Raw genomic sequence first — 26,133 nt, forward strand, 5'->3', positions numbered from 1 at the left:
GTCCCCCTGCCCTGTTCAGAGCGCTTCACCGTTCACGGAAACGGCAAACCCCTCTGTCTCCTTGTTTTCACGCAATTCCGGACGGAAAACCGCGTCACACTTTTCCTGGAATTGCTTTAGTGCCGCCGCTGCCCGGCCAGCGTGAACACGGCGATGACGAAAACCGGGATCGCCAGCAGCGCGAATTTGGCCACGATCGCCGACGAGGCGAAAGCGAGCGAGATCGGGATTGGCCGACTGGAAGTCGGACAACAGCCGCGCCACGGCGAGATTCTGCACATAGTCGGCAATCGTGTAGGGCAGCACCAGCACCAGCGAAAACAGCGCCTGCACCTGCGCCGGCAAGGCGCGGAAGGCGCTGAGCCGACGGCCGAGCGCCGAAATCAGGCTGACCAGAGTGAGCGACAGCAGCGCCGGAAACAAAAGGTCGAAGGTCAGATAGTGCCAGACGATGATGATCTCACTGCCGCGTCGGCCGAGCGCGTTGAGCCACTCCATGCCTTCATCCGGCGTGAAGCCGGTGATGCGCATGTCGAGCGAAGCCAGTCCGCCGCTCAAATGGCGGAAATAGAAGAACTCCAGCGCGTTCATGGCCAGGAAAACGGCGAACGACGCAAAGGAAAGCGCCGCCGCATGCCGCGACAGGCGCAGCACCGCAAAACTCAGGCCGCGCCACACCCCTTGACGGTCGGGCGCGGCGTCCTGATCAAAGTCCGCCCGGATAGTTCGGGCTTTCGCGGGTGATCGTGACGTCATGGGCGTGGCTTTCACGAAGTCCGGCGTTGGATATGCGCACAAAGGTGGCGCGTTCGCGGAAATCGGCAAGGTCGCGACCACCGACATAACCCATAGCGGCTTTCAGGCCGCCCGCAAGCTGGTGCAGCACTCCAGACACAGGTCCTTTGTAAGGAACCTGCCCTTCAATGCCTTCCGGGACCAGTTTCAGCGTGTCGCGGACCTCGGCCTGGAAGTAGCGATCGGCCGAGCCGCGCGCCATGGCGCCGACCGAGCCCATGCCCCGATAAGCCTTGAAGGAGCGGCCCTGGTGCAGATAGACCTCGCCCGGGCTCTCGTCCGTGCCGGCAAGCAGCGAGCCGATCATGGCGGCGCTCGCGCCGGCGGCAAGCGCCTTGGCGAGATCGCCCGAATATTTGATGCCGCCGTCGGCAATGACGCTGACTCCCGCCTTATGCGCGGTCTCCACCGCCGACATGATCGCCGAAAGCTGAGGCACGCCGACGCCGGCGACGATGCGCGTGGTGCAGATCGAACCCGGGCCGATGCCGACCTTGACGGCATCCGCGCCGGCATCGATCAGCGCCTGCGTGCCTTCGGCGGTGGCGACGTTGCCAGCCAGGATGCGCACCGAGTTGGACAGCTTCTTTGCCCGCGCCACGGCATCCAGCACGCGCTGCGAATGGCCGTGCGCGGTGTCGATGACCAGAAGGTCGACGCCAGCGTCGATCAGGCGCTCGGCACGCTCGAAACCGTCATCGCCGACGCTGGTGGCGGCGGCCGCGCGCAACCGCCCTTGAGCGTCCTTGGTGGCATGAGGATTGAGCTGCGACTTCTCGATATCCTTGACGGTGATCAGGCCGACGCAATTGCCGTTCTTGTCGACCACCACCAGCTTCTCGATGCGGTGCTGGTGGAGAAGCCGCTTGGCCTCGTCCTGGTCGACATTCTCCTTGACCGTGATCAGGTTCTCACGCGTCATCAGCTCGTAGACTTTCTGCGACGGATCGGAGGCGAAGCGCACGTCGCGATTGGTGAGGATGCCGACGAGACGGCCGACGGTGTGGCCGCCGGCGCCGCCATTCTCGACCACAGGAATGCCCGAGATCGAATAGGTGCGCATAAGGGAGAGAGCGTCGGCGAGCGTGGCGTCCGGACCGATGGTGACAGGGTTCACCACCATGCCGGATTCGAATTTCTTCACCTGCCGGACCTGCTCGGCCTGCTCGATTGGCGTGAGGTTGCGGTGGATGACGCCGATGCCGCCGGCCTGCGCCATGGCAATCGCCAGCCGCGCCTCGGTGACGGTATCCATGGCGGCCGACAGGATCGGGACGTTGAGGTCGATATCGCCGGCGATGCGCGTGCGGATGTCGGTTTCGCCGGGCATGACCTCGGAATGGCCGGGCTGCAACAGCACGTCGTCAAAGGTCAGCGCCAGCGCGCCGGTGGACGTTTCGATGATTTTTGACATGCCCAGCCCTCGGAATACAAAAAAGCGCTGGACCGCAATGGACAGCGCCGACTCGTTTCTTCCCTTTCAGGATTGGCGCTGGCTGGTACCACGTCCGGCGGCGGATGAAAAGCCGGTCGTTGCGCCGCGCTTCAGCTTCTCATTCCGCGCCCAGCAGGTTGTCGAGCAACTCATGGCGTGGCGAAGCGAAAGGATTGACGACAGTGACGCCGCCCCAGGTGAAGCCGTGTTGCAAATCCTCCGACAGGAGCAAACGGCAACCCGATTGCGAGGCCGTCGAGAGGATGACCGCGTCCCAAATACCAAAACGGTGGTCCGCGGCCAGATCTACCGCCATCATCATCACTTCGGGCGTCGTTCCAGTAACCGGAAATGCGTCGCGCCAACTCAGGAGCGCTTCACGGGCATCCCCAGGCGATCGGCCCGCCTTGCGGACCAGCACATTGAACAACTCACCCAGAACCTGAACCGGAACGATTGCCGCCTCTTGTGGAATATTACGCAGAAGGTCAAAAACAGCGTCGCGTTTTTCCGCGCTGTTCACACCCTCGGCATAGACAAGGATATTGGTGTCGAGCGCGACCTTCACCGATCGTCCTCATAGAGTTCGTCACGGGTCCAACGTCCAGCGTCGATGAGCGGCTGCCGTTCGAGACGAGACAGCAATGTTGCTCGGGAGCGGGAAGCCACGCCTCCGTTCTTTTCGGCAGGGATGATCCGCGCCACCGGCCGGCCGTGGCTGGTCACGACATAGCTCTGCCCGTCGCGTACACCGCGAAGAATCGAAGAAAACTTGCGATTGGCATCGGCGGCGGAAACAGCTTCGTCCATGACGGCGCTCCAATAGTAGTAATATTCACTACAATAGTGATCATCATAGCTTTTTGGCAAGCCATCGTGACGACCACCAAGGGTTGCAGTCGCACAAACGTGACAGCAATTTAATGCGACATCGCGCCTGGGGCGTGATAACCGCCCTTTCGTATCGCTTGCCCCTGGTCGGCATGCAATTTTTGACCAATTCGGACGCGTTCGTTGAACCGCATCATTCCGCTCATACTGGCGGTCGCCTTGTTCATGGAGAAAATTGATCTGTCCCGAAAATGGTAACTAAATCAACCCTTTCCGGTTTTCAGCAATTTCAGACCATAATTTGCACCATAAATCGACGCAGACCGAAGCGCCGGTGCAAATTCGAACATTGACACGTCCATAAGCAGCGCCCGACAATCCCAGAAGTGATCATGTGGCCGATTGCTCGAATGTCCGACCTAATTCCAGCCAAGGAAGCGCTTGCGCGCTGCGGTTACAAGCACCGCAACAGCCTGCCCGCTCTCATCGAAAAGCTCGGGGTGCAGCCGGTCGTTCGGAATGGCCGGAATTACTTCCGTCTAGCCGATGTGAACGCATACTTGGCAGGGACAGCGCCCAAATCTGAACTCACGCCGGAGCAGCAGCGACAGGCCGACGCGTTCAACAACCCGCAGCCAACGCCAGCGTTCAAATGGCCGGAGCCGGGTGATCCCGCCGATGAATGGTGGGCGCTGAGCCTGTAACGGCTCATATCGGTCGCCAACCAAACAAAGCCAGCACGCGCTCGAACATGCTAGGTTCATTGTTGCGCTCGGCTTCGCGATAGGCATCAACTACATCTTGGAATGGTGAGCGATATGCGGACACGCTCACCCGTCTGCGCAACTCGGAGTCTGCTTCGGACTCGCGCTGCCAACGTTCGGCACGCTCGTTCTCGCGCAGGAGGGCCTTGCGAGCGATCTCGTCAAAGTGGCGTTCGAGGTTCGTCTTCATAGTTTACGAATCTCCGCTGCTTTGCGAGCGGCCCACTCGGCCACGCTGAAGGGTGGGCCCTCGCGCTGTGCTGCGTCGTATGCCTCGACCTGGGCAATTGCTTCCGCGTCAGTGGGAAGGCGCCGTTCTATTTGCACGGGGATCGCAACGGCCGACGTGACAACGTCGCTCGTCTCGATCTCAGGTTCAGGAAAGAAATCGGCCTCGACCAACTCCGGCACGCTGATCGTATCGCGCTGGGCGACTTCGACGGTCGCCCATTTCGGTTGTCGCGGGAGAAATTTGCCGGATGGCGCGATGAGCAATTGGACCAGCGATCCATCATCGTCGCTTATTCGGTCAGGTGCCGGCCACTCATCGCCAAGCACGCCATAAAGTTTGACCATCGCCATGACATCACCAAAACCAAGCTTCACCTGCTGCTTCGCCAGCCTGTGCGGCCTGTGTCGCGTAGCGAACCGCGTCCCACGAGTGATCGTTGCCCTTGACGGGCACGTTTGTCCGCTTGCCTGTCGCCCGATCAACCTTCCAGCGGTATAGGCGCGCCTCGTCTTGGATAAGTTCGCAGTCGGGGTGAACTGCGATCTGGTATCCGCGCAACCAGCGAACACCTGCTACGACCGAGCCGGGCCCCTTCTCGGCATTCACAAGGTTGAACCCTTTGTTGACGAGCGCCGAGGTCGTGCGCTGCTCGTTGGTGTCGCAGATCACGGTATCGCCGCGACTGTCGATTACCTCGTCTATAAGGTCGGGCAGGTCGTCGGCCTCGCAGCCGTACTCGTGGGCGCATTTGGCGACGTAAATCGTCTTGCTGTACTCAATTACGTACACTTTGACGACTACCGTCGGATCGTCCACATAACCAAGATCCATACCGTAGACCGGATCGATGCCGCGCAGCTCGCCGGATGAAAGTTCGCGTACCTGAATTGTGAAGATGCGGTCGCTGCGTTTAGTATCGTACGCGCCCCGCCAGATGTGCTGATAGAGATCATTGTCCTGCTGCTTCATAAGCTGCATTTGCCGCGCCATCGGCGAGACGTAGAAGTAAGGGTTGTCCTCAATTTGCGCATCGCAGACGACTGACTCGCTCGCATACAGGCCGCCCGGCAGGAACAGCTTGTCGGGCGCGTCCTCGGGATCGCGAGGGTTCCAGCACAGGATCATCTCTGCGTCGGACTTTCGTAGCGTCGGCAGGATCACATTGAATGCCGAAATGGTGACGGCGTGCGCCTCGTCTATGTAGAAGATGTCCACGTCTTCAAGGCCGCGAGCCGTGTCGTCGGCATTGCGCTCGATACCTTGAAAAAACGCTTCTGCACCGGTCGCCTTGTTTACGATATCGAACCTGCCGACATAAAACCGATGCGACAGCCCTAGCCGCTCAATCGCGCGCTCAAGGGATCGCTTAGACGACTGACGGATGCTGTTCTGGAATCTTCGCAGGCAAGCGACGCGGACGTTCTCGGCGTCCATGCGGAGAATGATGTAGATTGCCGCGCTGGTCGATTTCGCGGTGCCGCGACCGCCCTTGAGCGCTTTGAACGTCGCGTCCTCCGAGAAGAGGACACCCGCATGCTTTTCCGGGAAGATGATCGGCCTGGTGCCATCCTGTCCGTGATCACGCTGCAATGCGGACTGCCGGCGATCTCGCGGGCGATGCGGTCGGCCTTGGACGGCGTGAGCATCAATTCATCTTGCGCTTGTCAGAGGAAGGCTGCTCTCGAGGTATGGGTCCCTTGCCGCTCGCCTTCTCGGCCTTCTTGCGCGCGGCTTCCATTGCGCCCTGTACCTTTGCACTTTCGACCTTCTGACCAAGGATCGTCAGCATAGTCTTGGCAAACGCCTCGTCGCAGTCACCGTTTGCGAACGCGGTCATAACAAGCTCGACCGCGTCAGCTGGCGGCACCTTCGCGAGCTTGCCGGCGTCCATCGATGAGCGCTCATTCGCGCGCTTGATGTAGTCGAGGGCGAGCATGACTTTGTCAGCCGACTTGCCCTTGTCGTCCAGCAGCGCCGCGTCGAGGGTGTCGAGCGCCTTCGGAAGCATGTGAAGCGTGCGGGCGCGGATGTAGGCTTTCGCCTGGGTCAGATTGAGAATGCCGCTCTTCGGATCGACCCTTGCCTCAGAGCAAGCGTATTCATGCCGCGCCTGCACATAGCGATCCTGTGCGGTCTGCCTTTCTTCCGCATCGTTCTTCGCCTGCTCGTTGGGCGTTTCCGGAGACACCGTGAGAGGCGCAAATAAATTTGCATTGAACTTCAGATTAAATGGCACCCATTTCTCATCGTTCATGAGTATTACCTCAATAAATGCTTACACGTTGTTGATTGATGCGCATGATTTATTGTTAAAATCAAGGGACGTCTGTTGACAATTTGCGCGTGACGCGTAACGTCGACTCCGTGACGCGTGTGTCGAGCGCCTCAAAGCGTCAAGGAGTACGCCATGAGGCATCGAGTGCTGATACTCCTAGGCGCTCCGCGCCACACGACTACGGGAGGGGTAACCACCCTTGGCGGTGCGCCCCTCCCACCCTCACCAGAAAGGCCGCCAAAATGTATAGGCTTGATAAATCCGCTATCCGCGTCGGCGCGATAATGATTGGCTCTCCGAACGGAGCCACGTTCGCCAATGACGATCTATTGAAATCGCTCCGCATGGAGGCCGAACTGGCGCGGGCGCGGTCCCGCCGCAGCGGCGACGAAATCCTTGAGGAGATCAGGAGCGAAGAGAAGCGTACCGGCCGGTTTGGTTCCTGGGCCTAAGATGCATCTGCTAAGCGGCCTCGCCAGCGTTCCCGAAGTCGATAAGTCGAACCACTTCGTGCGACTTGGCGCGCTGTCCTGGGGCAACGAGCTCCCGCCGCTTCTCTTCGATCATAGCGAGCAACACCACTACGACCAGACCAAGACAGTCGGGCGCATTCATAGGCTCGAATGGACGCCGGAAGGTCTCGCAATTACCGCGCTGGTCGATGATAATCACGCTGATCGAAAAGGCTTCTCGTGCCGGTTCAAGGTTCAGGATTACGAAATAGTCGGCGAAGGCGAGCGCGCCTACGCGCTGGTCAAGCGCGGCTTGATCCGGGAAATCTCGCTTGTTGATCGGCCATGCTGCCCGAGTGCGCTTGTCCGGTCGCGCCAGCGCCATGATGCGGCGCCGCCATTCGATCAATATCGAAAGGCGGCATCTGACACGTTCGACGCGATGATCCGCGCCATGTCTGTCATGCAACACGCCATCTCAGCGCTTAGACAGAACCAATCACTATGAACCTGAAAGACATTCTGAAGCTCGCTCGCAGTGCAGGGTGGACGGCGCGGTCGCTTTCGTTCGCGCTCAAATGGCCGGCTGACGAGGCCGAACGTTTTCTTGCTACGGGATCGGCAACGCCCGATCGCCTCGACCAGTGGGAGCGGTGGGCACGGCATAAAGTCGGCATGGCCGCCGTGGGAGGCGACTACTTCGATCCGCCAACGCAGATTCAGCCGATGAGCATGGGCGTTATGCCACAGGCAACGGTGGTCCATACGATCACACGAGAGCCGAATACAACTAACCCTGCCGAAGATGCGCGCCGGCAGCGGCGCTATCTCAAGGACAAAGTCGCCTGAAGGGCGGTGGCCGATGAGCGCCATACGCGCTGGTCAGCGAGCGATTGTCTCAGACCGATGTCGCATACGGCGCTGACCGCAATCGGTCGTCCTGCCCCTGCGCACAGCGACCGCACAAACGAAAAGGGCCGCTTGCGCGGCCCCTTGTCGTTCGCCCAGGACGATTTGTGTCACTTCTTTTCTTTCGCCTCTCGGGCCTTGCGCTCGAGGGCGCAGAGCACATGGTAAGGCTCACCCTCGATCCAGTGGGTGTTTTTGTCGGTTATCGGCGCTTTGCAGCCGGCGCAGTTTAGTAGCAGTTTCGTAGTCATTCTTTCGCTGCCGTATAGGCGAGATCGGCCTGGCCTTCCACGCGGATCGAGGTGACGGCGATCCCCTTGGCCTTGTTGTCTCCAATCAGTGAGCGGGCCGCGCCGGTCGAGATTACAAACTTCTTGGCGATTGCCGCGACGGTCGTGCCGCCTTCGGCCCGCATCATTTCGAGGACGGCAAGGCGCTTGTTGATCTTCGTCGGCTTCGCTTTCGTTGCCTTGCTCTTACCCTTGGCCGGCTTTGCGCTGGTTTCGTCGGTCATGTCGATACCCCATCTGTTGCATCGCGGGATTGCGATGAACGATGCGTAAGATTAGACAACCACAAGTTGCAAGGCGGCCAGGCTTAGTGCGCTGATTGCCCGCGATCAAGCTGGCGCCGCTCGACCTCAGCGACGGCTTTGGAGAAGGTGCGTTCCAAATACTGCTTGCTCTTTCCCGAGCGCGGCCAGAAGCCGTTTCGAACCATGATCAATTCGAAGTGCGCGAAATTGTTCGTCTTCTGGGCGACACTCCGCGCGAGCGACAAGTCGACCCTGCTTTGATCGTTACCATGCTGTCGGCGAATCTTCTCCTGTGCCTCGGCAAGCTGCGCCGCGGAGTGCGCGTTGCCTTCGTCCGACTTGAGCGGGAACAGAAACTCAAGACAGAAATTCTTCTTCCATGATTGCATCCGCCGGATGGCGGCTATGACCAGTTCGACGTCGGTGGTGTTCAGGGGTGAACGCGGCTCATAGGCGTCCCCTTGCTCTGGCAACTGGCCGCCGTTCTCAACGTGCATGTCGAGGATGTAGTTGACCAGCGGCGCAACATCCGCGATCGGCATGTCCTTTTCTTTCACGGTATCAAAGGTCATCGCGAAATAGCGGGTCGAAGCGTAGACCTCGACCGCTCCAACCAAGCCCTGTCGTGAGGCCCCCAGCCGTTGCATGGTCTCGGGGTTAGTGAGCCGCCCGAAAAGGTGAAACCCTTTGCCGGAAAGGGAGCGCTGCGTCAGCGTTGGGAATTGCAGAATATATCCGATGGCCTGCCGCACGGGCGGAGTGAGCTGGTCGAGCTTGTAGAAGTCGACATCGATGCCGCAGAAGTCATGCGCGTCGCTGAACACAAAACCGATACCGTGGTGGAGATCGGGGAAGTTCCGCACGTAGTGGACTGCGTTATTCAGCGAAGTGTGATTTCGTGGATCGTTGACATTGCAGTCGCTTCCGTTCGCCCTCACCGGCACCTTATCGACCTTACCATCGTCGCGCTGGCGAAGCTGAAAGGTTAGCCAGGAATTTGTATCCATGATCGGACGCCAGTTTTCGTTGATATCCGATTGCAGGAATGCCTTGGCGCGGGCGCGTGGGCGATCAAGTGTCATCTGCGATGGCCGTCGCCTGGGTACATTGTGCCGATGAATGAGCGGCCGGTAAGCGCTTCGACGCTGCGTGGTGGCTCGTCGCAAAACCCAACTGCACGGGCGAGTTCACCGATGCGCTGAAAGAGCTTGTCATCGTCGTCGCAGTAGCATTCGCAGTTCTCCTCGGACCAGTGGTATTTGCCTCGCCACGGCAGTGGGTCGAGGATCGAGAAGTGAAAGGTCAGGCATTGGTTGCCGGGGTAGATCGTGCTGCGCTCGATGCGATCGATACGCCCGACGAAATCGGTCGGTTCGGTCACCTCGTTAAAGTGGACGTTGTACTTGTTGCGCAACTCGCGCTCGGCGTACCAGCATTCGCGCCACGGGCTGAGCGAACGCTTTGGGGCCTCGTCTGAGTACGAGTAGTCGACGAAAATTCCGAGATTCTCGAATCTCATGACTACGGCCTCCTAACAGTCTCGGTTCGTTCTGACAGCCATTCATGATCGAAGAGATCGGCAGGGTAGCCGTACTTCTCGGTTGCGATTTCAGGAATTCGCTCGCGGCGAATGTCAGCCGGCATGTCGAGCAATTCTGCACGAATTTGGGCAAGGTTCACAGCATGCACCTTGCGGTCAAGCGCCGGACGCCGCGCGGTCATTGCATCGACCTGCGCCCAGAATGTCTGGCTCCGCTCTCTGCCGACTGTGAGGTAATGGTGGACGATATCGTCATACGCGGTCAGGTTTTCCACTGCCTACTGCTCCTGTTTCACTAGTTTGACTTCGTCGACTGGCCGGTCGCCGCGCATCGGCACGAACCAGCTTCTGCCGTCGAGCGTAACGATTGTGGCGGTAAGGGGAAGCCGGTCGGAGAGTTTGAAGATGTTCGCGGATTCACGAGAACTGTAGACCTGCATGGCGATCACCACGCGCGCCGAAGTAGAGTCGGCAGAGATAGAATGATGATGCTAAGCGACGTCCCAATGGTCGCGCCGACCAGTACTACATCTGTAGATTTGCTGTCCATTTACCAACACTCCAACACATCAGCACCCCTGCTCGGCCCCGTACGAATAAAATATGAACGAGGCGGCATTTGACGTCAATATTATTTGATACAATTTTTGCGTCCAACGAATGGAATACATCGACATTAATTCATGCCTCATGTATAAATACGATAACTTCGCGACACAGCAAGGGATTTAACATGGATTTTGATAATGCACCTCTGCCGCTAAACCTTGTAATACTTGTAGATCATCTTAGGCGTCGTGCTAACGAAGATCCCCGGACTCCGGGTCAAATTGCCGATGCACTCGGTGTTGAGGCGCAGAAGGTGTACCGATTCCGTCGCGGAATCATCCAGAACTATGATCTTGAATTTCTGACGGCGATGCTGGCGCACTATATCCCACATGCCGCGATCAATCTGGAGACGCACCATCCGTTCGGCAAGCCGCTCGAAGTCGAATCGGCAAGCGTCACTCAGCCGACGCTCGTCCTGTTGACACCTATCCGCCCAGCGGCGTAGCCTTAGAATCTGGTTGGCCTAATCCTCTGAAACTTGGCCCGTGCCCAGGCGGCCCGCTTGATCGGTGCCCAGGAGGCAGGCAGAGGGCCAACATGACCAGCGACACCTCCGACGATACTTCGGAACCCAACCCAAAACTGTGGCAGGGGCCATCATCGCGACCGCGTGCGGAGCAGCAGCCGGAAGGCGTTGCCCGTGACTATGCGACAGGCTCACCGCTGGTTTTCGACGCAGTGCAACACGATGCTGCGACGTTCGACCAGGATGCGATTGATCAGCACAATCCTAGTTCATATGGCGAGGGGTACGCCGATGTGGACGACTACCTAGAGCCGTTGGCCGATCGAGTGCAGCGCATGGCGCAAGCTGCTGCAGCCGAGGCGCAAGCCAATGAGGTCCAGCAACAAGCGCCTGGCGTCCATCCTCAGTTCGATAAGATAGCCGAGCTTTTAGCCGATATGCCTGAGGATGCCGCCGAGAAGGCAATGCCTGGGTATGCCGGAATTCTCGCGACAACGATTGAGGAGCTTCGATATGCAAGGATAGAAATCATAGCCAAACGGATGCCACCACCGCCACTGCTTCTGTCGCGCGTTGACCATATGAAAAGCGCGCGCCAATTCAGCGCGCTATTTCCGCAACTCCATCTCACGCACTGGCGAGGTGACTTCTATGTTTGGCGAGGGGAGCACTATGCCTCCATTGACGATGACCGGCTAAAGCAAGGTCTTTGGAATTTTCTCGATAAGGCTGAGGTCTTTGAGGGCGTTAACAAGGCTGGGCAAAATGTCTACGGTCCATACAACCCGAACAAAGGTCTTATCGAGAACGTTGTGGCTGCGCTCGGCGCAGTGACAGGCATCCCCACGATGATCGAGGCGCCGTGTTGGAAGTCCGGATCTGGTCCTGACCCGCGCAACATGGTTCCGCTCAAAAATGGCCTGCTGAATATCGCCAATGGCAACCGCGAGATGTTTGGGCTCCAACCGGCATTCTTCAATCTGGGAGCTGCGAATGTTGCCTATAACAAAAATGCGCCAGTGCCGACCAACTGGCACGCGTTTTTGAAAGCGATCTTTCCCGACGATGCGGCTAAGATCGACACGTTGCAGGAGATCATTGGATACCTGATCACCCAGGACACATCACAGCAAAAGATTTTCATTTTTCAGGGACGACCTCGCGGCGGCAAGGGCACGGTACTGCGGGTCATTGAGGCGTTGGTCGGGCCAGTGAATTATGCCGCCGCAACCCTCGCCGAATTTCAACAACCATTCGGAATGGAAGGTCTAATCGGTAAGTCAATTTGCGTGGTGCCAGACGCTGCACTGGGCAAGTCGATTGATAGCGCCATCGTCGCCGAAAAGCTCAAGTCGATATCTGGCGAGGACACGATATCTGTCGGTCGTAAGTTCAAGAAGGCATGGTACGGCAGGCTGAACGTCCGAGTGCTGATCGCCTGTAACCAAGCGCTGGGCATGTTCGATGCATCCGGCGCTCTCGCATCAAGGCTTCTCATGTTGAGGTTCAGGCAGTCATTCCTCGGCAAGGAAGACACCACGCTGTTTGAGCAGAAATTGCTGCCTGAACTCGACGGCATCTTGCTTTGGGCGCTCAACGGCCTCGACCGACTTCGTGCCCGTGGTAAATTCATTCAGCCTGACGACTCGGTTGAAGAGGTGAAGGCAATTGCCCGCCTAGGCTCGCCCATCATGCAATTTATCGAAGAATGCTGTGAGGTGGGCACGGGGAAGATGATCAAGAAAGAAGACCTCTATTCCCGCTATCGACTCTGGTGCACCTCGACTGGTCACAAGTTGGGTACAGATTCGTGGATGATGCGCGACCTAAAAGCCGCATGCGAAAAAGAGGGAATCGAGCTGCATGATTATAGACCGCAGAAGCAGCCCGGTGAGAAAAGCCGCCCAAGTTGGATACTGGGTATAGGATGAGCATGCATTGTGTCCGAGCAGAAATGGGGTGACATGGGGCGACGTATCACCCTGACAGCCCATGTCACCCTGACATCGCCATTACTGTTCAACTGGGGCATTTATTCTCTTTCGCTCAATGCCCCACGTTTAATAGTGCCTTGACATGCCCTGACATGGGGTGACGCGGCATTGAAAAGCTAGGTGTTGCTGATTTCTCGTTGGGGCGACAGATGCCCCGACACGCCAAATGCCGCGTCACGGCAATCTGGTCCACAAATTCGACTAAATCGCCGAACCAATCGAGCGCCCCTCACTCCCCGTGCACCAGCCGCTCAACTCGCCGCTCGTTAGGGTCTGAGTTATGGTCCCGAATAGCCACAGTGCCGCAACCCCTTACGTTGCAAGGGTTGCCGCTTCGAGCGCGATGTTTGCCACGAAAGTCGTGGGCGCTCCTGGTGACGAACGAAAGCACGATTTACGCGTCTCCTAGCATGGCGCGGGCTCTAGGTGCATGATGCTGCCAACGGAGGGAAAGATGGCAGATAAGATCAAAGTGCGAGTTCAGGAGCACAGAAACGTTTTCATTCACAACGACCTTGCCAACGCTGCTTTCTACTTCAAGCAACGAATCTCGGAGCGTTTGAAGTTGAATGATCGCGAGGGGGTGAGTCTGGAAATGATGGCGTGCTTGACGATGATTGCCTTTGCGATTGAAGCAAAGTTCAATTTTCTTGGCTATCGGCTTATAGCGAAATGGGATGAGAGAGCGCCGTATTTAGTCAAGGTAAGGAAGGTGACGAAGCATCTAGGCGTCGCCTACGATGACAGAAACCGGCCCTACAAATCCGTGCACGATCTTAAAGATTTCCGGGACACTCTAGCCCATGGCAAACCGCTAGAACTGCGAAGTGACAAGGAGGTTGTGACGACGCACGAGGAGTTGGAAAAACGTGGCTATCTGACAGCTGACTGGCAGAAGAAACTTACTGAGCAATTCATGAATGACGCATTCGACGACATGGAAACGATCTGGCGTGACCTACTTGCTCGTTCGAAACTCGCTGTGTTCGACACACTCACCAGTGGCGGCAGTTCAGTTACCTTTATTGAGAGTGTAGCCTAGCTCCGTTGGAACTCCAGACACTTTGCCTCGGAAGCAGCGGTGGATTCTTCATGAATAGGCCGCGTCGCCGGGGCGCAGGCGTTATCCACCAAAAAACGGAAGTGGGGTGAGTTGGAATCGCGGGATCCAGAATACAAATTCACAACGCACCTTAGCTTTGAGTCGCGGGAGTTCGCCAGGGCGTGGGGAAAAATGAAAAAGGTAGAGCAGCCCACTTTGCACTGTCAGCAGTGTCGCCTATCCATCCCCGAGGGCGCTCAAATTTGCACTCACTGTCAATCCTATCAGGATTGGCGGCGTTGGTTTGCTGTTTCGAGCACAGTATTGGCGCTGCTTACCGCATTGATATCCGTTCTCAGCTTCGCCGTACCAAGCTTCATAACCCTCCTACACAAGCCTCATTCGGACTTAGCCGCGCCTATGATCGCTCTGGAAGGAACTACTATCCGCCTAATGGTGGTCAACAATGGCGACGCGGCAGGAGTGTTTGTTCGAGCCTTCACCGAAAGTGACTATCTCGCCCCAGCGACGAAGATTCGACTGCATGATGATCAAAAGGCGGTCGTTGGACCCGGTACGAATCTCTTAATGTTCGATGTGGTTCCGCTTCTCAATCAGGAACAATCTTACAAAGAGTCTGAGGAGATGATCAAACTCATCCTTGAGAAGAAGGAGGTGCCGAAAACGGACATCGTGTTTGTGTTTGGCGACTCCGGCGGTGAATTCCGTGTAAGTCGATTGAAATTGGATGCCGATATGCTCTTCGGATTGATGCGTGCGAACTCCGACCGATGCTCCGCAATCAAGGAGCCCGATTTTTACAATGGATGCATTGGTCCAGGTGAAATCGAGATGGGTGGCTCTTCCCCGCCCAACTCGAGATAGCGTCACAGCGCCTAGGAGCTTCCCTTTTGCGAAAGCCCATACCGCAAGCCACGCAAGACGCGATCTTCGTAAAGTCACGCAGACGGTGCTGTGTGTGCTTTGGACTGCACAGAGACATGAGCCTGAAGGCAGGGCAAATAGCCCACCTTGATCGCGATGCGAGCAATCCTAACGAGGACAACCTCGCATTCATGTGTTTTGTCCATCACGATCAGTATGATAGCACCACACGCCAGAGCAAGAATCTGACGATACGTGAGGTGAAGACCTATCGAGACGAATTGTACGCGGATATAGAAACCTACTTCGGGCTCGGGGGTTTTTTTGGCAGAATTTGGTTATGGCTTTTGCAGAGGGCGGAAAGGCGAGTGAGATGAACGTTTCCGGCCACTACATCAGGATAGGTCGCGGAGACAGCGCCGAACTGCGGATTACGGCCTCGATGGGCAGGCCCGATACATATCATGTGGACGGATTGGCACTGTGGGGCAAAGACAGGGAGTATGGGCCAAACCTCGGCACGTTGGACTTTTCAGCCAATTTGGACGGCAACGTAATCAGGCATTCGGAATCAGAGGAGCAAGGGCACGAGATCGTTCTCAGTTTTGCAGGTGATTTGCTCGAGGTGACTGAAAAAAATTGGAGCGGCATATACGGTATGAACGTCAATTTTGAAGGAAAGTATCAACGAGCCTCGGCTGCCGGCGGTGTGTTGCGCTCGATGAAAATGGCATTTAGACGCATGTTTAGTGATTGAGCAGTGCGCGAACGTGGTGCAGCATACTCATCTCGCCAGATAACCGGCTTCTCCCATCGAATTTGCTCCAGGCGCCGGAAGCGGATCGCTTGGCCGTTCGCAAGAACGAATGACTCCACAATTGGAGGTTTTTCGGCCATCTTGTGTCCATGGGGTATTTGGGGAAATTGTTGCAGCGAGCGTTTTCTGGCTCGGTGCTATTCACTGACAAGCTTTCAATAGTTGCGGGCGTTTTTGTCCCAGCTGCCTTCGAATTTGCTGGCAAGCCCGTGACTGAAGCGGTGCAGGGGTACGTAGCCGCTTTCATAGTCTTGGCGGTCGGCGGAGGCATTGTTCTCAGGCTCCTAACCGCGCCATACTTCATTTGGAAAGAGGATCAAGGTCGGATTAGCGCCTTGCAAAGCGCGCTCGATGCACCGGCTCAAAGGCAGAGAGAGAAGCTTGCGGAACTGATCGCTCAGGAACGAATAAAGACCGTTGAAGTGATAACGCGCGTTAGGCGCACGATCATCAACTTCGAAAAGACGCAGGAGGAAAAGAGACTTGCCTTTCACGGCGCGGAAATACAATCCGACAAGTTCTTTCACGACCCCATGTTTGCTCAGGCATGGTACGATTTTTACGACGCATGCAACTTGGCGTATTCGGAATGGCAGGATGCGCAAGGGGAAGATCCGACCGGAGAGGCGCGAAGAAAGTTCAACCGAGCGCGCGGGCTGGTTGATGCCTGCGCCAGTGCTCTAACCGACTACCTACTAATCGAAAAACCACCGGAGCTTAGTCCTGAGGATCGTCAGGCGCTGAGTGCGCCACGTAATGCCGAAGCAAAGAGGATCGCGCCACAATGAATGACGGGCGTGGGTCTAAACATCTTCCCGAAACCGATGTGGAAAGAGCGGCAAGACGAAAAGCGTCGAATGAATTTAGCATAGCAAGAGGGCTCGGCCTGATGTCTGGCGGATGATAACTGCCGCGCCGGTCGTGATGATGATTTGTCGGCCCCCGATGCTGATTTGCGCGTCATGCGGTAGCTTGGGATACCTTAGTTTTTGAGGCATGCCGAAACCGAAGCGTGCTATTGACGTGACTGACACGGAGTGGATTCGTAGGCCTATCGACCATGCTGCAACTCAACGCCGCAAAGTTTTTCGACACAATCTTGGAAGTCCGGCGGATCAAGACCGTCATCGACGCATCATTTGATGACGCAACGCGGTCTTCCGACGTCGTTGATGAAGTGCGAGCAAATTTGCAGGGAAGCTTTGAGGAGTTGGCCGCTGCAACGAGTTTCATAGGTGCCGAAGTGGCATCCATGGCTGCCGATAGGATGGCGTCCCTCTTGGCCGGGGACAACAAGATCAAAGTTACAGCGATAAGGGACAGCATTGCCGACGTTGAAAGCCGTCTGCGGGATGAATGCCAGCTTGTGTCTTTCATCGTTTTGAACAGGAATCAGAAGAAACTGTTCGCTCCTGCGAACGATCTTGTCGACGGATGGGATATACAGCGAATTTTTCCCGACGCAGCTAGGGAACTGGAAGAGGCGTGTAAATGCTTGTCTCTACAACGTCCAACAGCGGCTGTTTTCCATGCGATGCGAATGTTGGAGGTCGCGATCAATAAGCTTGCCGGCTTACTGGAGCTGCCAGACCCCGTGAAGCCTGCTGAACGAAACTGGGGCATCATACTTTCAAAGATCAAGGATCGGATCGAAGAGAAATATCCTGCTAAAAGCCGAATGGCCAACTCAGACGGAGCAGCGTTTGACAGAATATATGCATCGTTAGATGCTGTAAAAAATCCATGGCGCAATGGTACGATGCATGTGGAAAACTTCTACACCGATTCTGAGGCGCTCCATATCGTTCGCTGTGTTGCTGTTCTGTTTCAGAATCTGGCGCACTATTGCGAGCCTGAGGAAGTAGCATTGCCGAAAACTGGGAGCCCGTTCGAGTGACTGCCTGCCCGGCAAGCCGTCAGGTTGGGACGTTCCGCGGTCGCATCTGCGGCAGCGCGTGGTTGGTAAACTGCAGGTTCCTGTCGACCGGTCGGCATCGATCTGTAATCTCGGGTCAGCACCCGAACTCGCGAAGGCATGGGTGAACCCGAACAATGGTTGAAGACGGCACGATGAACGACGACAAAGAAGCTTCCCCGCCTCGTCGAGTAAGTCCCGCTGTCGAGCGGCTCCAAAAATCTGTAGCTGGAATGCTTGAAAGAACCGACAAGCTTATAAAGCAGACGCACCTCGGTCGGGTGCTAACCTACTCGGCTTTTTTGGAAGAAGAGCTTCGTGAGACGATAACGAGTCACTTGGTTCGTAAATCGAAAAACATGGAAGAAGTGATTTACGACAATAATGGCCCACTCTCTACCTTTTCTGGTAAGATAAAAATTGCCTCAGCATTCGGAATAATATCAGTGGAACTTGCGGCCGAGCTTCACAAAATCAGGGAAATTCGAAACAAATGCGCCCATACGCGTACGCCATTAACATTCGAGACCCCGGAGATCATTGAAGAGATAAACAAGCTATCGAATGCGCGCAAGGACATGACGCCCGAGGCCGCATTTACAGAAGCCTTTGGCATGGCCGTTCGGGGCCTCGCCAGCTCCAAAAAGGTCGAAGACCCCCGGCAGGCGAAGACCAGACGCCGACTCCTGGCGGATAACCGGCGTTCTGCCAAGCTTTGCGGGGGCAGCCGCCGCGTTCGGCCTGCGCCCCCTGTTTCAAGTTCTGACGCTGAATTGCGCGTGCTCAGCGCTTTTTTCGGTATGCGCCAAAGGCTCTTGACTGCCACTGCGGACAAGTTAGCTTCTACCGCGTGCCTTGAGAGAAGCGGCCCTTGGCGCCTTAGAATAAGCTGCGCTGATAACCGACGATTGGGGGAGCCTTTACGTCGTAGACAACGAGCAGCACGGCTGCCCACCAAAACTCCGCAGACCTCAACCTAGCTCGCCCGCCCCTAGTGATCGGCGGTTGCGGCCCTAAGAGCATTCGGAGAAAGTTATGCAGACGCAAAACGGCTACTGGTGGGCTATCAGCATTCACCCAGACGATGACGGTCAACCCGAGATCATCTATGTCAGCGGCAACGAAGCATCACGCATGATCGATGACTGGGGCTACCATGTCGGGGAATTCGATCTGCTCCATCACGTCGATACCGGTGCCTGGCCGCAAGAGGGAAAGCTAACGGAGCGGGAGCTTCTGGACGAGGGCTACACCGTCGACCCAGCTTCCGTCCATGACGGGTATTGGTGGGCAGTCAGCTACGAAGATGCTGCACCCATGATCGTCCGCATCGAAGGCGATACAGTCCATCGGATCGATGGCGAGGACCGACTCAACGACTACGAATTCCTATTGCCCATCGACACGAGCAACTGGCCGAATCCGTCGATTGAGGTCTTGAATGAAGACGACGGCTAGGCTGACTGGGCGACGCAGTGCTTTCCCCAGGCATCGAACACCGTGCGCTTCGCCTCGAAAAAGTCGGAACGCTGATAGGCGCGGCTGACCTCAGTGCCCACGACGTGGCCGAGGCAACGCTGCATGATGTCGTCCGCATAGCCGCCCGCCTCTACGCCCCACACCGCGAGCGATGTGCGGAAGCCATGCGGCTTAACGGCTAGTTCAAGGTCCGCGAGCAGGTACTCGAACGTGTGGCTCGACAACGGGCGGTCATGTAGGCGGCCCTTGAAGACCAGTGCGTCGGGCTCGCGGTTCGATTTGATCTCGGCAAGGACTGCCTTTGCTTGCGCCGACAGCGGTACCACATGCTCGCGGCGAGTTTTGTATTCGGACGCCGGAAAGACCAGCCTGTCGTCCTTAATGTGACGCCAGCGCAGTTCACGCGCTTCCTTCTGACGCAGCCCGCATAGGATCGTGAAGCGAAAGGCACGAGCACCCTCCCCTCCAACCCGTGAAGACGCTGCATGACATTGCTGACACCTGCCCAAGAAAGCGCGGCGTGGTGGACGGTCGCCTTGCGAAGTTGCGGCAGCAGGACGGCGATATGGCCCCTTAGACGAGCCGGGTTCAGGCTTTTTGGCCGATACCGCTTGGCGACAGCGAAATCCAGAACCCGCTCAATGAAAGAACGAAGGTAAGAGCCGGTCGGCGTGCCCCAAATAGGACGCAGCGCGTCAACCACGTGGTCGTCGTCGACGGTCTCAACGGGAAGCCCCACCACGTCCTTGAGCCAATTGGCGCAATACCCCTTGTAGCGGTCAGTTTGCGCAGGCACCCATCGACCAGAATTTGCGGTGATGAACTCGTCGGCGACGAGCCCGAACGTTTGCAGTTCGGCACGTATGGCTGCTTCCTTCTCAGCCTTGCGGTGTTCGATAGGGTCAAGGCCTTTTGCCCGCACGTCACGCGCATCACGCGCCTTCTCACGAGCAATTGACAGCGAAACCGCAGGGTAGCCGCCTAGGCCCATCTCCCGCCGCTTGCCCCGGTGGTCTACATAAATATAAAACCACGACCGCGTGTCGCCCGACACTCTCAGGTAGAGCGAGCCGCCGTCGCCATAGATGCCTGGCTTAATCTGCGCTCGCTTCAACCACGTATCGGTCAGTTTGTTGACAGCCCTTGCCATGCCCGTTCCTTTGTCTGCAAACGCCCTAAATCAGTGTCATCAACGCATAGGACATGACACGCCGAGCGCGAAAGGAGAAATTATGGTTTTGGCCCCGTCAACCATAATTCGCGTACGTGTTCGGCAATGTGCAGCAATGTGCGAAGCGCTTATGCACCAATGTGCAGTTCTCACCTTAAAGTATTGAATATAAAATGGAAAATACGATACCTCCGCCCTCGATCTCGCGAATAATCCCACTGATTCTGCTGTTGCATTGTTCATGGAAAACATGGATCTCGACCGTCATCGCGACCTCGCTGCCGGCGATCGCTGTCGATATCCACACCAGCCCGATCGCGCTGAAGTTGGCGCTGACGGCCTATCTGGTGTCGCTGGCGATCTTCATTCCGATCAGCGGCTGGATGGCGGACCGGTTCGGCGCCAAGAACGTGTTTCGCGCCGCGATCGGCGTGTTCATCGTCGGCTCGGTCTGCTGCGCCATCTCCAATTCACTGCCGGCCTTCGTCGTGTCGCGGTTCCTGCAAGGCATGGGCGGCGCGATGATGACGCCGGTCGGGCGCTTGGTGCTGGTGCGGGCCACGCCCAAGAGCGAGCTTGTCGCGGCGATGTCATGGCTGACCGTGCCGGCGCTGGTCGGCCCGCTGGTCGGGCCGCCCATCGGCGGCTTCATCACCACCTATTTCACCTGGCACTGGATCTTTCTGATCAACGTCCCGATCGGGCTGATCGGCATCTGGCTTGCCACCCGCTTCCTGCCGCAAACCGACCCTGCGGAAACGCCGCCGCTCGACTTTCCAGGCTTCGTGCTCAGCGGCCTTGCCGCTTCCGGCGTCGTCTTCGGCCTTTCGGTCGTGAGCTTGCCCGCCTTGCCGCCGATGGTCGGTTTCCTCACCGTGGCGGTCGGCGTGATCTCCGGCGTGCTCTATCTGCTGCATGCCCGGCGGGCCAAGAACCCGCTGCTGGCGCTGGAGCTGTTTCGCAATCAGGTGTTTCGCGCCTCCGTGCTCGGCGGCTCGCTGTTTCGCATCGGCATCGGCGCCGTGCCGTTCCTTTTGCCGCTGATGTTCCAGATCGGTTTCGGCCTGACGCCGTTCCAATCCGGCATGATCACCTTCGTCTCGGCGATCGGCGCCATCGGCATGAAGTTCGTGACCGCACTGCTTTTCCGGCTCGCCGGGTTCCGCCGGGTGCTGATCTGGGGCTCGCTGATCGCTGCCGCCTCGATCGCCATCTACGGCCTGTTCACCCCCGAAACACCCTATGCGCTGATGCTGGCGATATTGCTGGTCGGCGGCTTCATCCGTTCGATGTTCTTTACCGGCGTCAACGCGCTCTCCTATGCCGACATCACGCCCACCGACACCAGCAAGGCGACGCCGATCACGGCGGTGTTCCAGCAATTGTCGATCGCGCTCGGCGTGGCGCTGGCCGGCGGCATCCTCGAAGTCTCGACGTCGATCCATGGCGGAGGGCTGACGCTCAACGATTTCCACATAGCCTTCTTCATCGTCGCGGCGGTGTCGGCGGTGGCATCGTTCAGCTTCATGCGGTTGGCGCCGGATGCCGGCAACGCCGTGTCCGGCCACGGCAAGCTGACCACGCCGAAGACGTTGGAAACGGTCGGAACGGCGGGGAAATAGGGCGGCCAAATTGGTTCGTCGGCGTCTCCCGACGCTTCGTTATGATCGAAAATCGAGAAATTTGACGAAGCGTTTTTAGCCGGAAATTCTCGCGTTTTTGAGACAAAGCAAGCAACTTGGCCTCATTGCCTCGCGAACTGGCTGCACCACATCGACCCCACGGATATCGGATAATGTCTGCTGCGAGAGAGGAGATACGTCATGTCGGCTTCGGCATTGGGGCGCGGCGCATTGCTGGGATGGTGGAATATTACGTCTTTTCATGCCGAGTTGGAGGATACTGGCGAGTGCGTGGACGCTTTCGGCGTCGACCCTCTCGGCCACCTGGTCATCAGCCATGACCGGATGATGTCGATCCTCACATCCAGAGAGCGCGCCGACAAAGACCCCGCAGCACTCTTCGAAACGATGATAGCCTACTCCGGCTCGTGCCGTATCGAGGATGATGCCAAGCTCGTCATAAAGGTAGACGCAGCGTGGCATCCGGCTTGGGTCGGCTCTGAACAAGTTCGATTCTTCAAGGTTGACGGCGACACTCTGTCAATGACCACGGCTTGGCAAACCCATCCGAAGTTCCCCAGGCGAATGGCGCGCGGCGTGCTGACGGCGCAAAGGTTATAAGTGTCGATCCAGGCACGGGGTCCGGCGTCCACTGGACGTTCCCGATCCGCCTGACGGCGGACCGGCAGTCGGCGGACAGATCAGCCGTCGGCGTCCTCCGGCCGTTCGCTATGGCTCAGGGCGCTCGAGTCCTTCGGGACTGGACGTCCCGATCCGCCTGGCTGCGGACCGGCCTCTCGCCCCTTGAAATCCTTGGCCAGCAGGTACAGCTCCACCGACTCATCGCGCGACGCCGGCGGCTTGACATGGTGGACCGAGCGGAAGTTCTTCTTGAGCATGGAGAGCAGCTCGTTTTCGGCGCCGCCCTGAAAGGTCTTGGCCAAAAAGTGGCCGCCCGGCTTCAGCACCGACAGCGCGAAATCGGCCGCCACCTCGCACAGATGCATGGTTCTGATATGATCGGTTCGCTTGTGGCCGGTCGTCGGCGCGGCCATGTCCGACAGCACGACATCGGGGTTGCCACCCAGAGCCTCGGCCAGCTTTTGCGGCGCTTCCGGATCGAGGAAATCCATCAGCAGCACCGGCGCGCCGGGCACCGCATCCATTTCGAGATAGTCGATGCCGACGACATGCGGGTTTTCCGCGGTCGACTTCGTCCGGGCGGCTGCCACCTGGCACCAGCCACCGGGCGCGGCGCCAAGGTCGATGACTTTCATGCCGGGCTTCAGGAGATGATGCTTGTCGTCGATCTCGATCAGCTTGTAGGCCGCGCGCGAGCGATAGCCGTCGGCCTTCGATCGCTGGACATAGGGATCGTTGATGTGGCGCTGCAGCCAGCGGCGTGACGATTCCTTCAGGCCGCTTTTCTTCTTGATCCGCGTCTTCAGCACGCGAATGCTGGCCGAGCCTGGCTTTTCCGGTTTCTTGGTCATTGGTTGATTTCTTGCTTCAGCATGATCTCCGGACGGCGACCGCGCGCTTCGTCAACGGCTTCCCCCACTCCGTCGCTGCTTCGCAGCGCCACCTCGCCCCTCCGGAGGGAGAGGAAAGGCGCCAGATGGAATCACCTCGCGTCCTTCCTCTGGGGGAGAGGTGTCGAGCGCGGCTCGACGGAGTGGGGTCGACTGTTCATACCCGGCTCCGCCCGTCATTGCGCCAGACGCCGTCATCGGCCATCAGCTCGCTCAATATGCCTTCGCGCAGGCCGCGGTCGGCGACGCGCAGCCGCTCGGACGGCCACACCGCGCGGATCGCTTCCAGGATGGCGCAGCCGGCAAGCACCAGATCGGCGCGGTCGGCGCCGATGCAGGGGTTTGCGCAGCGCTGTTGAAAATCCCAGCCGATCAGCCGCTCGATCATGCGATCGACGCTGTCACGGTCCATCCACAGCCCATCGACACGGCGACGGTCGTAGCGTTCGAGGTCAAGATGCACGCCGGCCAGCGTTGTCACCGTGCCCGAGGTGCCGAGCAGATGGAAATTGGGGCTGGCCAGCACATGCGAGAGCCGGTCGCGGCCGTCGAAGGTCCGCAGCCGCACCGCCACGTCCTCGACCATGGCGGCAAAGGTTTCGCGCGTCACCGTGCGGCCGCCGAACCGCTCGGCGAGAGAAACGACGCCGACCGGAAGCGACGTCCAGGATACGATGTGGTTGGCGAGCCGCGGCGAACGCCGCCCGGTCAAGTCGATCAGCGCGATCTCGGATGAGCCGCCGCCAATGTCGAACAGCACCACGCCTTGCGTGTCGCGCTCGACCAGCGAGCCGCAGCCCGAGACCGCCAGGCGGGCCTCGGTCTGGCGATCGATGATCTCGAGCTTCAAGCCCGCCTCGCGCTCGACCCGTTCGAGGAATTCGACGCCGTTGGCGGCCGAGCGGCAGGCCTCGGTGGCGATCAGCCTTGCTTTGCGAATCCGACGGTTGCGCAGCTTCTCGCCGCAGATTTTCAGCGCTTCGACCGCGCGGTCCATCGCCGCCTCGCCGAGACGGCCGGAAGCCGTCAGCCCCTCGCCCAGCCTGACGATGCGCGAGAAAGCGTCGATGACGCGAAACTGGCCATGACGGCCGGGAACGGCGACCAGCAGCCGGCAATTGTTGGTGCCGAGATCGAGCGCGGCAAAAACCGGCAGTTCCTGGAATGGCGGGCGCGGCCCGCCCTGAACCGGTGGTCTGGGCAGCGCCTGCGGCGGCTCGGGTTGGGGTTGGCTTGCCGGGCTGATGACCGGCGCCGGCGGCGCGGCGCCGTTCTCGTCGCGGGCGAAAACCTTGCGGCCGCGCCGGCGCTACGACGCTTGCGCGACTTGCCCTTTTGCTCGCCGTGATGGTCAGCCTGCTTCTGGCTGGGATGCTTTTGGTCGGCATGTCGTTGGTCGGCATGTCGTTGGTCGGCATGTCTGGCATGCGCGCCCGCATGGCGGCTGAACCGCCCGGCGGGCGGACCCGCCGCACCTGTCGGCGATGCCCCGGACACACCCACTGCCGACGCGCCAGCGCCGGTGTCGTGGTCTTCCACTTCAGTTCCTTTCGGCGCCGCGCGAACCGGAGACGGACGCAGCAGGCACCTCGATTTGTTTCAAAGTTGGCGACAGAGTAGCAGTGCGATCGGCAATCACCAAGAGCGCCGGTCCGTTTTTTGGCGCCGTCATGCCGGGGCAATGTCTTGCCGGTTGAATAGCCGGCTTCAATCAGGCATGTCTGAAATGAAGCTGGACACGCAAAACCCAAGGGGCAACATCGACGCATGAGCCGTAAAGCATGACGATCCCGCGATGAACTGGAAACGCTATTTCTGGCCGGTCATCGGCATCGCGGCCGTGGCGTTCTCGCTGTGGCTGCTCGTTCATGAGCTGCGCGGCATTTCGTTCAACGACGTCTGGGCCGGCATTGCCGCCATACCGCCGCGCGGCTGGGTGCTGGCGGCGCTGAGCTCGATCATCGCCTATGCCTCGCTTGCCGGCTACGACCACATCGCGCTCTTGCATATCGGCAGACGCGTATCGTGGCTGTTCGTCACGCTCTGTTCCTTCACCACCTACGCCGTGTCGCACAATATCGGCGGCTCGGTGTTTTCGGGCGCGGTGATCCGCTACCGCGCCTACGGCACGAGAGGGCTGACCGGCCAGGAGGTCGGCGTTCTGGTGGCGATCTGCTGGTTCACCTTTATCCTGTCCAGCGTTTTCCTCGGCGGCCTCGTGCTGTTGCTGGAGCCACAGATCACCGACCGTTTCACCGGCGCGCCGCATCATAGCGCAGCGTTCGCCGCCGGGTTCGCCATGCTGGTGCTTGTCGGCGCCTATGCCTTCGGCAGCTGGCTGCGCCTCAGGCCGCTGAAGATCGGCTCTTTCCAACTGCATTATCCGGCGCTGCCGATCGTAGCCAGACAATTGCTGATCGGCCCGGTCGAATTGCTGGCGGCCGCGGCGATCATCTATTTTGCCCTGCCGGCGGCCGGCAATCCCGGCTATTTCGTCGTGCTCGGCGTGTTCATGGTGTCGTTCTCGATCGGGCTGTTGTCGCATGCGCCGGGCGCGCTCGGCGTGTTCGAGGTCGTCTTCCTCACTGGACTTTCGGACATGGATCCCGCGGGCGTGCTTGCCGCCCTTCTGGTGTTCCGGCTGTTCTACCTCGTCATTCCGCTGGTGATCGGGCTGTGCGTGGTGCTGTTCTTCGAGCACTCGCAATACAGCAAGAGCGAAAGCTGAGGCGTTCCGCCTCGCCCCTGCCGGCGAACCCAATGCATGTCGCCCAATAGTGCGCAGCGTTTTGGGGTAACGACATGCGTCGGACAAAAGCCTAAAAAGCCT

At 58.5% G+C, this 26,133-nt stretch carries 29 protein-coding genes and 3 pseudogenes; 15 read left to right on the plus strand and 17 right to left on the minus strand.

Features of this window, described 5'->3' with window-relative positions:
• Nucleotides 1-15 precede the first annotated feature (15 nt).
• From ACVDG8_RS02375 to ACVDG8_RS02390, 4 genes are all read right to left on the minus strand, one after another.
• Entirely contained in the window at nucleotides 16-756 is a 741-nt protein-coding gene (locus ACVDG8_RS02375; protein WP_447257438.1) for a hypothetical protein, read from the minus strand.
• Entirely contained in the window at nucleotides 707-2,209 is a 1,503-nt protein-coding gene (gene guaB / locus ACVDG8_RS02380) for an IMP dehydrogenase (protein WP_447253245.1), read from the minus strand. The genes ACVDG8_RS02375 and guaB overlap by 50 nt, the downstream gene beginning before the upstream one ends.
• A 139-nt stretch (nucleotides 2,210-2,348) precedes the next feature.
• Nucleotides 2,349-2,798, minus strand: coding sequence for a PIN domain-containing protein (locus ACVDG8_RS02385; RefSeq protein ID WP_447253246.1), 450 nt, complete (start codon nucleotides 2,796-2,798; stop codon nucleotides 2,349-2,351).
• Complete coding sequence (locus ACVDG8_RS02390) at nucleotides 2,795-3,040, minus strand: type II toxin-antitoxin system Phd/YefM family antitoxin (RefSeq protein ID WP_447253247.1); 246 nt, start codon at nucleotides 3,038-3,040, stop codon at nucleotides 2,795-2,797. Before ACVDG8_RS02390 ends, ACVDG8_RS02385 begins: the two co-directional genes overlap by 4 nt.
• A gap of 413 nt (nucleotides 3,041-3,453) precedes the next feature.
• On the opposite strand from ACVDG8_RS02390, the gene ACVDG8_RS02395 reads away from it, so the two are divergent.
• Entirely contained in the window at nucleotides 3,454-3,765 is a 312-nt protein-coding gene (locus tag ACVDG8_RS02395; RefSeq protein ID WP_455707513.1) for a hypothetical protein, read from the plus strand.
• 4 nt (nucleotides 3,766-3,769) lie between these two features.
• Here the strand turns inward: ACVDG8_RS02395 and ACVDG8_RS02400 are convergent, their stop codons facing one another.
• Genes ACVDG8_RS02400 through ACVDG8_RS02415 form a run of 4 tightly spaced genes read right to left on the minus strand, consistent with a single transcriptional unit; the run spans nucleotide 3,770 to nucleotide 6,311 of the window.
• Complete coding sequence (locus tag ACVDG8_RS02400) at nucleotides 3,770-4,015, minus strand: hypothetical protein (RefSeq protein ID WP_447253249.1); 246 nt, start codon at nucleotides 4,013-4,015, stop codon at nucleotides 3,770-3,772.
• On the minus strand, nucleotides 4,012-4,431 hold the full coding sequence (locus ACVDG8_RS02405; RefSeq protein WP_455707514.1) for a hypothetical protein: 420 nt from the start codon (nucleotides 4,429-4,431) through the stop codon (nucleotides 4,012-4,014). The genes ACVDG8_RS02400 and ACVDG8_RS02405 overlap by 4 nt, the downstream gene beginning before the upstream one ends.
• Entirely contained in the window at nucleotides 4,412-5,647 is a 1,236-nt protein-coding gene (locus tag ACVDG8_RS02410) for a PBSX family phage terminase large subunit (protein WP_447253251.1), read from the minus strand. The genes ACVDG8_RS02405 and ACVDG8_RS02410 overlap by 20 nt, the downstream gene beginning before the upstream one ends.
• A 55-nt stretch (nucleotides 5,648-5,702) precedes the next feature.
• Nucleotides 5,703-6,311 (minus strand): hypothetical protein, encoded by a 609-nt coding sequence (locus ACVDG8_RS02415; protein WP_447253252.1) that lies wholly within the window; start codon nucleotides 6,309-6,311, stop codon nucleotides 5,703-5,705.
• 474 nt (nucleotides 6,312-6,785) lie between these two features.
• Here ACVDG8_RS02415 and ACVDG8_RS02420 point away from each other — a divergent pair, with 474 nt between their 5' ends.
• Together ACVDG8_RS02420 and ACVDG8_RS02425 are read left to right on the plus strand one after the other, a co-directional pair.
• Complete coding sequence (locus tag ACVDG8_RS02420; protein ID WP_447253253.1) at nucleotides 6,786-7,292, plus strand: hypothetical protein; 507 nt, start codon at nucleotides 6,786-6,788, stop codon at nucleotides 7,290-7,292.
• Entirely contained in the window at nucleotides 7,289-7,633 is a 345-nt protein-coding gene (locus ACVDG8_RS02425; protein ID WP_447253254.1) for a hypothetical protein, read from the plus strand. The genes ACVDG8_RS02420 and ACVDG8_RS02425 overlap by 4 nt, the downstream gene beginning before the upstream one ends.
• Before the next feature lie 307 nt (nucleotides 7,634-7,940).
• On the opposite strand, the gene ACVDG8_RS02430 is transcribed toward ACVDG8_RS02425, so the two are convergent.
• From ACVDG8_RS02430 to ACVDG8_RS02450, 5 genes are all read right to left on the minus strand, one after another.
• Complete coding sequence (locus ACVDG8_RS02430; RefSeq protein WP_447253255.1) at nucleotides 7,941-8,207, minus strand: hypothetical protein; 267 nt, start codon at nucleotides 8,205-8,207, stop codon at nucleotides 7,941-7,943.
• Nucleotides 8,208-8,290: 83 nt separating this feature from the next.
• Nucleotides 8,291-9,310 carry a hypothetical protein gene (locus ACVDG8_RS02435; protein WP_447253256.1) on the minus strand — a complete coding sequence of 340 codons (1,020 nt, stop codon included), beginning with the start codon at nucleotides 9,308-9,310 and terminating at the stop codon, nucleotides 8,291-8,293.
• Complete coding sequence (locus tag ACVDG8_RS02440; RefSeq protein WP_447253257.1) at nucleotides 9,307-9,747, minus strand: hypothetical protein; 441 nt, start codon at nucleotides 9,745-9,747, stop codon at nucleotides 9,307-9,309. Before ACVDG8_RS02440 ends, ACVDG8_RS02435 begins: the two co-directional genes overlap by 4 nt.
• 2 nt (nucleotides 9,748-9,749) lie before the next feature.
• A complete protein-coding gene (locus ACVDG8_RS02445; protein ID WP_447253258.1) occupies nucleotides 9,750-10,043 on the minus strand; it encodes a hypothetical protein in 294 nt (97 codons plus the stop codon).
• A gap of 3 nt (nucleotides 10,044-10,046) precedes the next feature.
• Entirely contained in the window at nucleotides 10,047-10,217 is a 171-nt protein-coding gene (locus ACVDG8_RS02450) for a hypothetical protein (protein WP_447253259.1), read from the minus strand.
• A 284-nt stretch (nucleotides 10,218-10,501) separates the two neighbouring features.
• Between ACVDG8_RS02450 and ACVDG8_RS02455 the strand changes: the two genes are divergently transcribed.
• From ACVDG8_RS02455 to ACVDG8_RS02495, 9 genes are all read left to right on the plus strand, one after another.
• Nucleotides 10,502-10,825 (plus strand): hypothetical protein, encoded by a 324-nt coding sequence (locus tag ACVDG8_RS02455; protein WP_447253260.1) that lies wholly within the window; start codon nucleotides 10,502-10,504, stop codon nucleotides 10,823-10,825.
• A gap of 92 nt (nucleotides 10,826-10,917) precedes the next feature.
• Nucleotides 10,918-12,777: a DNA primase family protein gene (locus ACVDG8_RS02460; RefSeq protein ID WP_447253261.1), complete on the plus strand. Its 1,860-nt coding sequence runs from the start codon at nucleotides 10,918-10,920 to the stop codon at nucleotides 12,775-12,777.
• A 517-nt stretch (nucleotides 12,778-13,294) separates the two neighbouring features.
• The gene (locus ACVDG8_RS02465) at nucleotides 13,295-13,882 is read left to right on the plus strand and encodes a hypothetical protein (protein ID WP_447253262.1); all 588 of its coding nucleotides are present in this window, start codon (nucleotides 13,295-13,297) and stop codon (nucleotides 13,880-13,882) included.
• A 324-nt stretch (nucleotides 13,883-14,206) separates the two neighbouring features.
• A complete protein-coding gene (locus ACVDG8_RS02470) occupies nucleotides 14,207-14,767 on the plus strand; it encodes a hypothetical protein (RefSeq protein WP_447253263.1) in 561 nt (186 codons plus the stop codon).
• Between the two features lie 373 nt (nucleotides 14,768-15,140).
• On the plus strand, nucleotides 15,141-15,524 hold the full coding sequence (locus ACVDG8_RS02475; protein WP_455707515.1) for a hypothetical protein: 384 nt from the start codon (nucleotides 15,141-15,143) through the stop codon (nucleotides 15,522-15,524).
• A 170-nt stretch (nucleotides 15,525-15,694) separates the two neighbouring features.
• The gene (locus tag ACVDG8_RS02480) at nucleotides 15,695-16,372 is read left to right on the plus strand and encodes a hypothetical protein (RefSeq protein ID WP_447253265.1); all 678 of its coding nucleotides are present in this window, start codon (nucleotides 15,695-15,697) and stop codon (nucleotides 16,370-16,372) included.
• A gap of 272 nt (nucleotides 16,373-16,644) precedes the next feature.
• Nucleotides 16,645-17,481 carry a hypothetical protein gene (locus ACVDG8_RS02485; protein WP_447253266.1) on the plus strand — a complete coding sequence of 279 codons (837 nt, stop codon included), beginning with the start codon at nucleotides 16,645-16,647 and terminating at the stop codon, nucleotides 17,479-17,481.
• A 173-nt stretch (nucleotides 17,482-17,654) separates the two neighbouring features.
• Nucleotides 17,655-18,479: an MltR family transcriptional regulator gene (locus ACVDG8_RS02490; protein ID WP_455707516.1), complete on the plus strand. Its 825-nt coding sequence runs from the start codon at nucleotides 17,655-17,657 to the stop codon at nucleotides 18,477-18,479.
• 55 nt (nucleotides 18,480-18,534) lie between these two features.
• Nucleotides 18,535-18,957 carry a hypothetical protein gene (locus ACVDG8_RS02495; protein ID WP_447253268.1) on the plus strand — a complete coding sequence of 141 codons (423 nt, stop codon included), beginning with the start codon at nucleotides 18,535-18,537 and terminating at the stop codon, nucleotides 18,955-18,957.
• Here the strand turns inward: ACVDG8_RS02495 and ACVDG8_RS02500 are convergent.
• Together ACVDG8_RS02500 and ACVDG8_RS02505 are read right to left on the minus strand one after the other, a co-directional pair.
• On the minus strand, nucleotides 18,954-19,487 hold the full coding sequence (locus ACVDG8_RS02500) for a tyrosine-type recombinase/integrase (protein ID WP_447257209.1): 534 nt from the start codon (nucleotides 19,485-19,487) through the stop codon (nucleotides 18,954-18,956). The two genes, ACVDG8_RS02495 and ACVDG8_RS02500, sit on opposite strands and share 4 nt — an antisense overlap.
• Nucleotides 19,488-19,603: 116 nt before the next feature.
• Nucleotides 19,604-20,128, minus strand: a pseudogene (locus ACVDG8_RS02505) (Arm DNA-binding domain-containing protein); the annotation flags it as partial.
• Between the two features lie 221 nt (nucleotides 20,129-20,349).
• Here ACVDG8_RS02505 and ACVDG8_RS02510 point away from each other — a divergent pair.
• Nucleotides 20,350-21,771 (plus strand): annotated as a pseudogene (locus ACVDG8_RS02510) (MFS transporter).
• A 201-nt stretch (nucleotides 21,772-21,972) separates the two neighbouring features.
• Nucleotides 21,973-22,392: a lipocalin-like domain-containing protein gene (locus tag ACVDG8_RS02515; RefSeq protein WP_447253269.1), complete on the plus strand. Its 420-nt coding sequence runs from the start codon at nucleotides 21,973-21,975 to the stop codon at nucleotides 22,390-22,392.
• Nucleotides 22,393-22,472: 80 nt separating this feature from the next.
• On the opposite strand, the gene ACVDG8_RS02520 is transcribed toward ACVDG8_RS02515, so the two are convergent.
• Complete coding sequence (locus ACVDG8_RS02520; protein WP_447253270.1) at nucleotides 22,473-23,264, minus strand: RlmE family RNA methyltransferase; 792 nt, start codon at nucleotides 23,262-23,264, stop codon at nucleotides 22,473-22,475.
• Nucleotides 23,265-23,460: 196 nt separating this feature from the next.
• Nucleotides 23,461-24,842 (minus strand): annotated as a pseudogene (locus ACVDG8_RS02525) (Ppx/GppA phosphatase family protein).
• Between the two features lie 256 nt (nucleotides 24,843-25,098).
• On the opposite strand from ACVDG8_RS02525, the gene ACVDG8_RS02530 reads away from it, so the two are divergent.
• Nucleotides 25,099-26,031 carry a lysylphosphatidylglycerol synthase transmembrane domain-containing protein gene (locus ACVDG8_RS02530; protein WP_447253272.1) on the plus strand — a complete coding sequence of 311 codons (933 nt, stop codon included), beginning with the start codon at nucleotides 25,099-25,101 and terminating at the stop codon, nucleotides 26,029-26,031.
• Nucleotides 26,032-26,133 lie beyond the last annotated feature (102 nt).

The organism is Mesorhizobium sp. ORM8.1 (genome assembly GCF_053005525.2).

Bases quoted from the DNA above. Each gene is read 5' to 3' on its own strand.
- ACVDG8_RS02375 (WP_447257438.1), bottom strand. From the start codon at position 756: ATGACGTCACGATCACCCGCGAAAGCCCGAACTATCCGGGCGGACTTT.
- guaB (WP_447253245.1), bottom strand. From the start codon at position 2,209: ATGTCAAAAATCATCGAAACGTCCACCGGCGCGCTGGCGCTGACCTTT.
- ACVDG8_RS02390 (WP_447253247.1), bottom strand. From the start codon at position 3,040: ATGGACGAAGCTGTTTCCGCCGCCGATGCCAATCGCAAGTTTTCTTCG.
- ACVDG8_RS02395 (WP_455707513.1), top strand. From the start codon at position 3,454: ATGTGGCCGATTGCTCGAATGTCCGACCTAATTCCAGCCAAGGAAGCG.
- ACVDG8_RS02400 (WP_447253249.1), bottom strand. From the start codon at position 4,015: ATGAAGACGAACCTCGAACGCCACTTTGACGAGATCGCTCGCAAGGCC.
- ACVDG8_RS02415 (WP_447253252.1), bottom strand. From the start codon at position 6,311: ATGAACGATGAGAAATGGGTGCCATTTAATCTGAAGTTCAATGCAAAT.
- ACVDG8_RS02420 (WP_447253253.1), top strand. From the start codon at position 6,786: ATGCATCTGCTAAGCGGCCTCGCCAGCGTTCCCGAAGTCGATAAGTCG.
- ACVDG8_RS02425 (WP_447253254.1), top strand. From the start codon at position 7,289: ATGAACCTGAAAGACATTCTGAAGCTCGCTCGCAGTGCAGGGTGGACG.
- ACVDG8_RS02430 (WP_447253255.1), bottom strand. From the start codon at position 8,207: ATGACCGACGAAACCAGCGCAAAGCCGGCCAAGGGTAAGAGCAAGGCA.
- ACVDG8_RS02435 (WP_447253256.1), bottom strand. From the start codon at position 9,310: ATGACACTTGATCGCCCACGCGCCCGCGCCAAGGCATTCCTGCAATCG.
- ACVDG8_RS02440 (WP_447253257.1), bottom strand. From the start codon at position 9,747: ATGAGATTCGAGAATCTCGGAATTTTCGTCGACTACTCGTACTCAGAC.
- ACVDG8_RS02455 (WP_447253260.1), top strand. From the start codon at position 10,502: ATGGATTTTGATAATGCACCTCTGCCGCTAAACCTTGTAATACTTGTA.
- ACVDG8_RS02460 (WP_447253261.1), top strand. From the start codon at position 10,918: ATGACCAGCGACACCTCCGACGATACTTCGGAACCCAACCCAAAACTG.
- ACVDG8_RS02465 (WP_447253262.1), top strand. From the start codon at position 13,295: ATGGCAGATAAGATCAAAGTGCGAGTTCAGGAGCACAGAAACGTTTTC.
- ACVDG8_RS02475 (WP_455707515.1), top strand. From the start codon at position 15,141: ATGAACGTTTCCGGCCACTACATCAGGATAGGTCGCGGAGACAGCGCC.
- ACVDG8_RS02485 (WP_447253266.1), top strand. From the start codon at position 16,645: ATGCTGCAACTCAACGCCGCAAAGTTTTTCGACACAATCTTGGAAGTC.
- ACVDG8_RS02490 (WP_455707516.1), top strand. From the start codon at position 17,655: ATGAACGACGACAAAGAAGCTTCCCCGCCTCGTCGAGTAAGTCCCGCT.
- ACVDG8_RS02495 (WP_447253268.1), top strand. From the start codon at position 18,535: ATGCAGACGCAAAACGGCTACTGGTGGGCTATCAGCATTCACCCAGAC.
- ACVDG8_RS02515 (WP_447253269.1), top strand. From the start codon at position 21,973: ATGTCGGCTTCGGCATTGGGGCGCGGCGCATTGCTGGGATGGTGGAAT.
- ACVDG8_RS02520 (WP_447253270.1), bottom strand. From the start codon at position 23,264: ATGACCAAGAAACCGGAAAAGCCAGGCTCGGCCAGCATTCGCGTGCTG.
- ACVDG8_RS02530 (WP_447253272.1), top strand. From the start codon at position 25,099: ATGAACTGGAAACGCTATTTCTGGCCGGTCATCGGCATCGCGGCCGTG.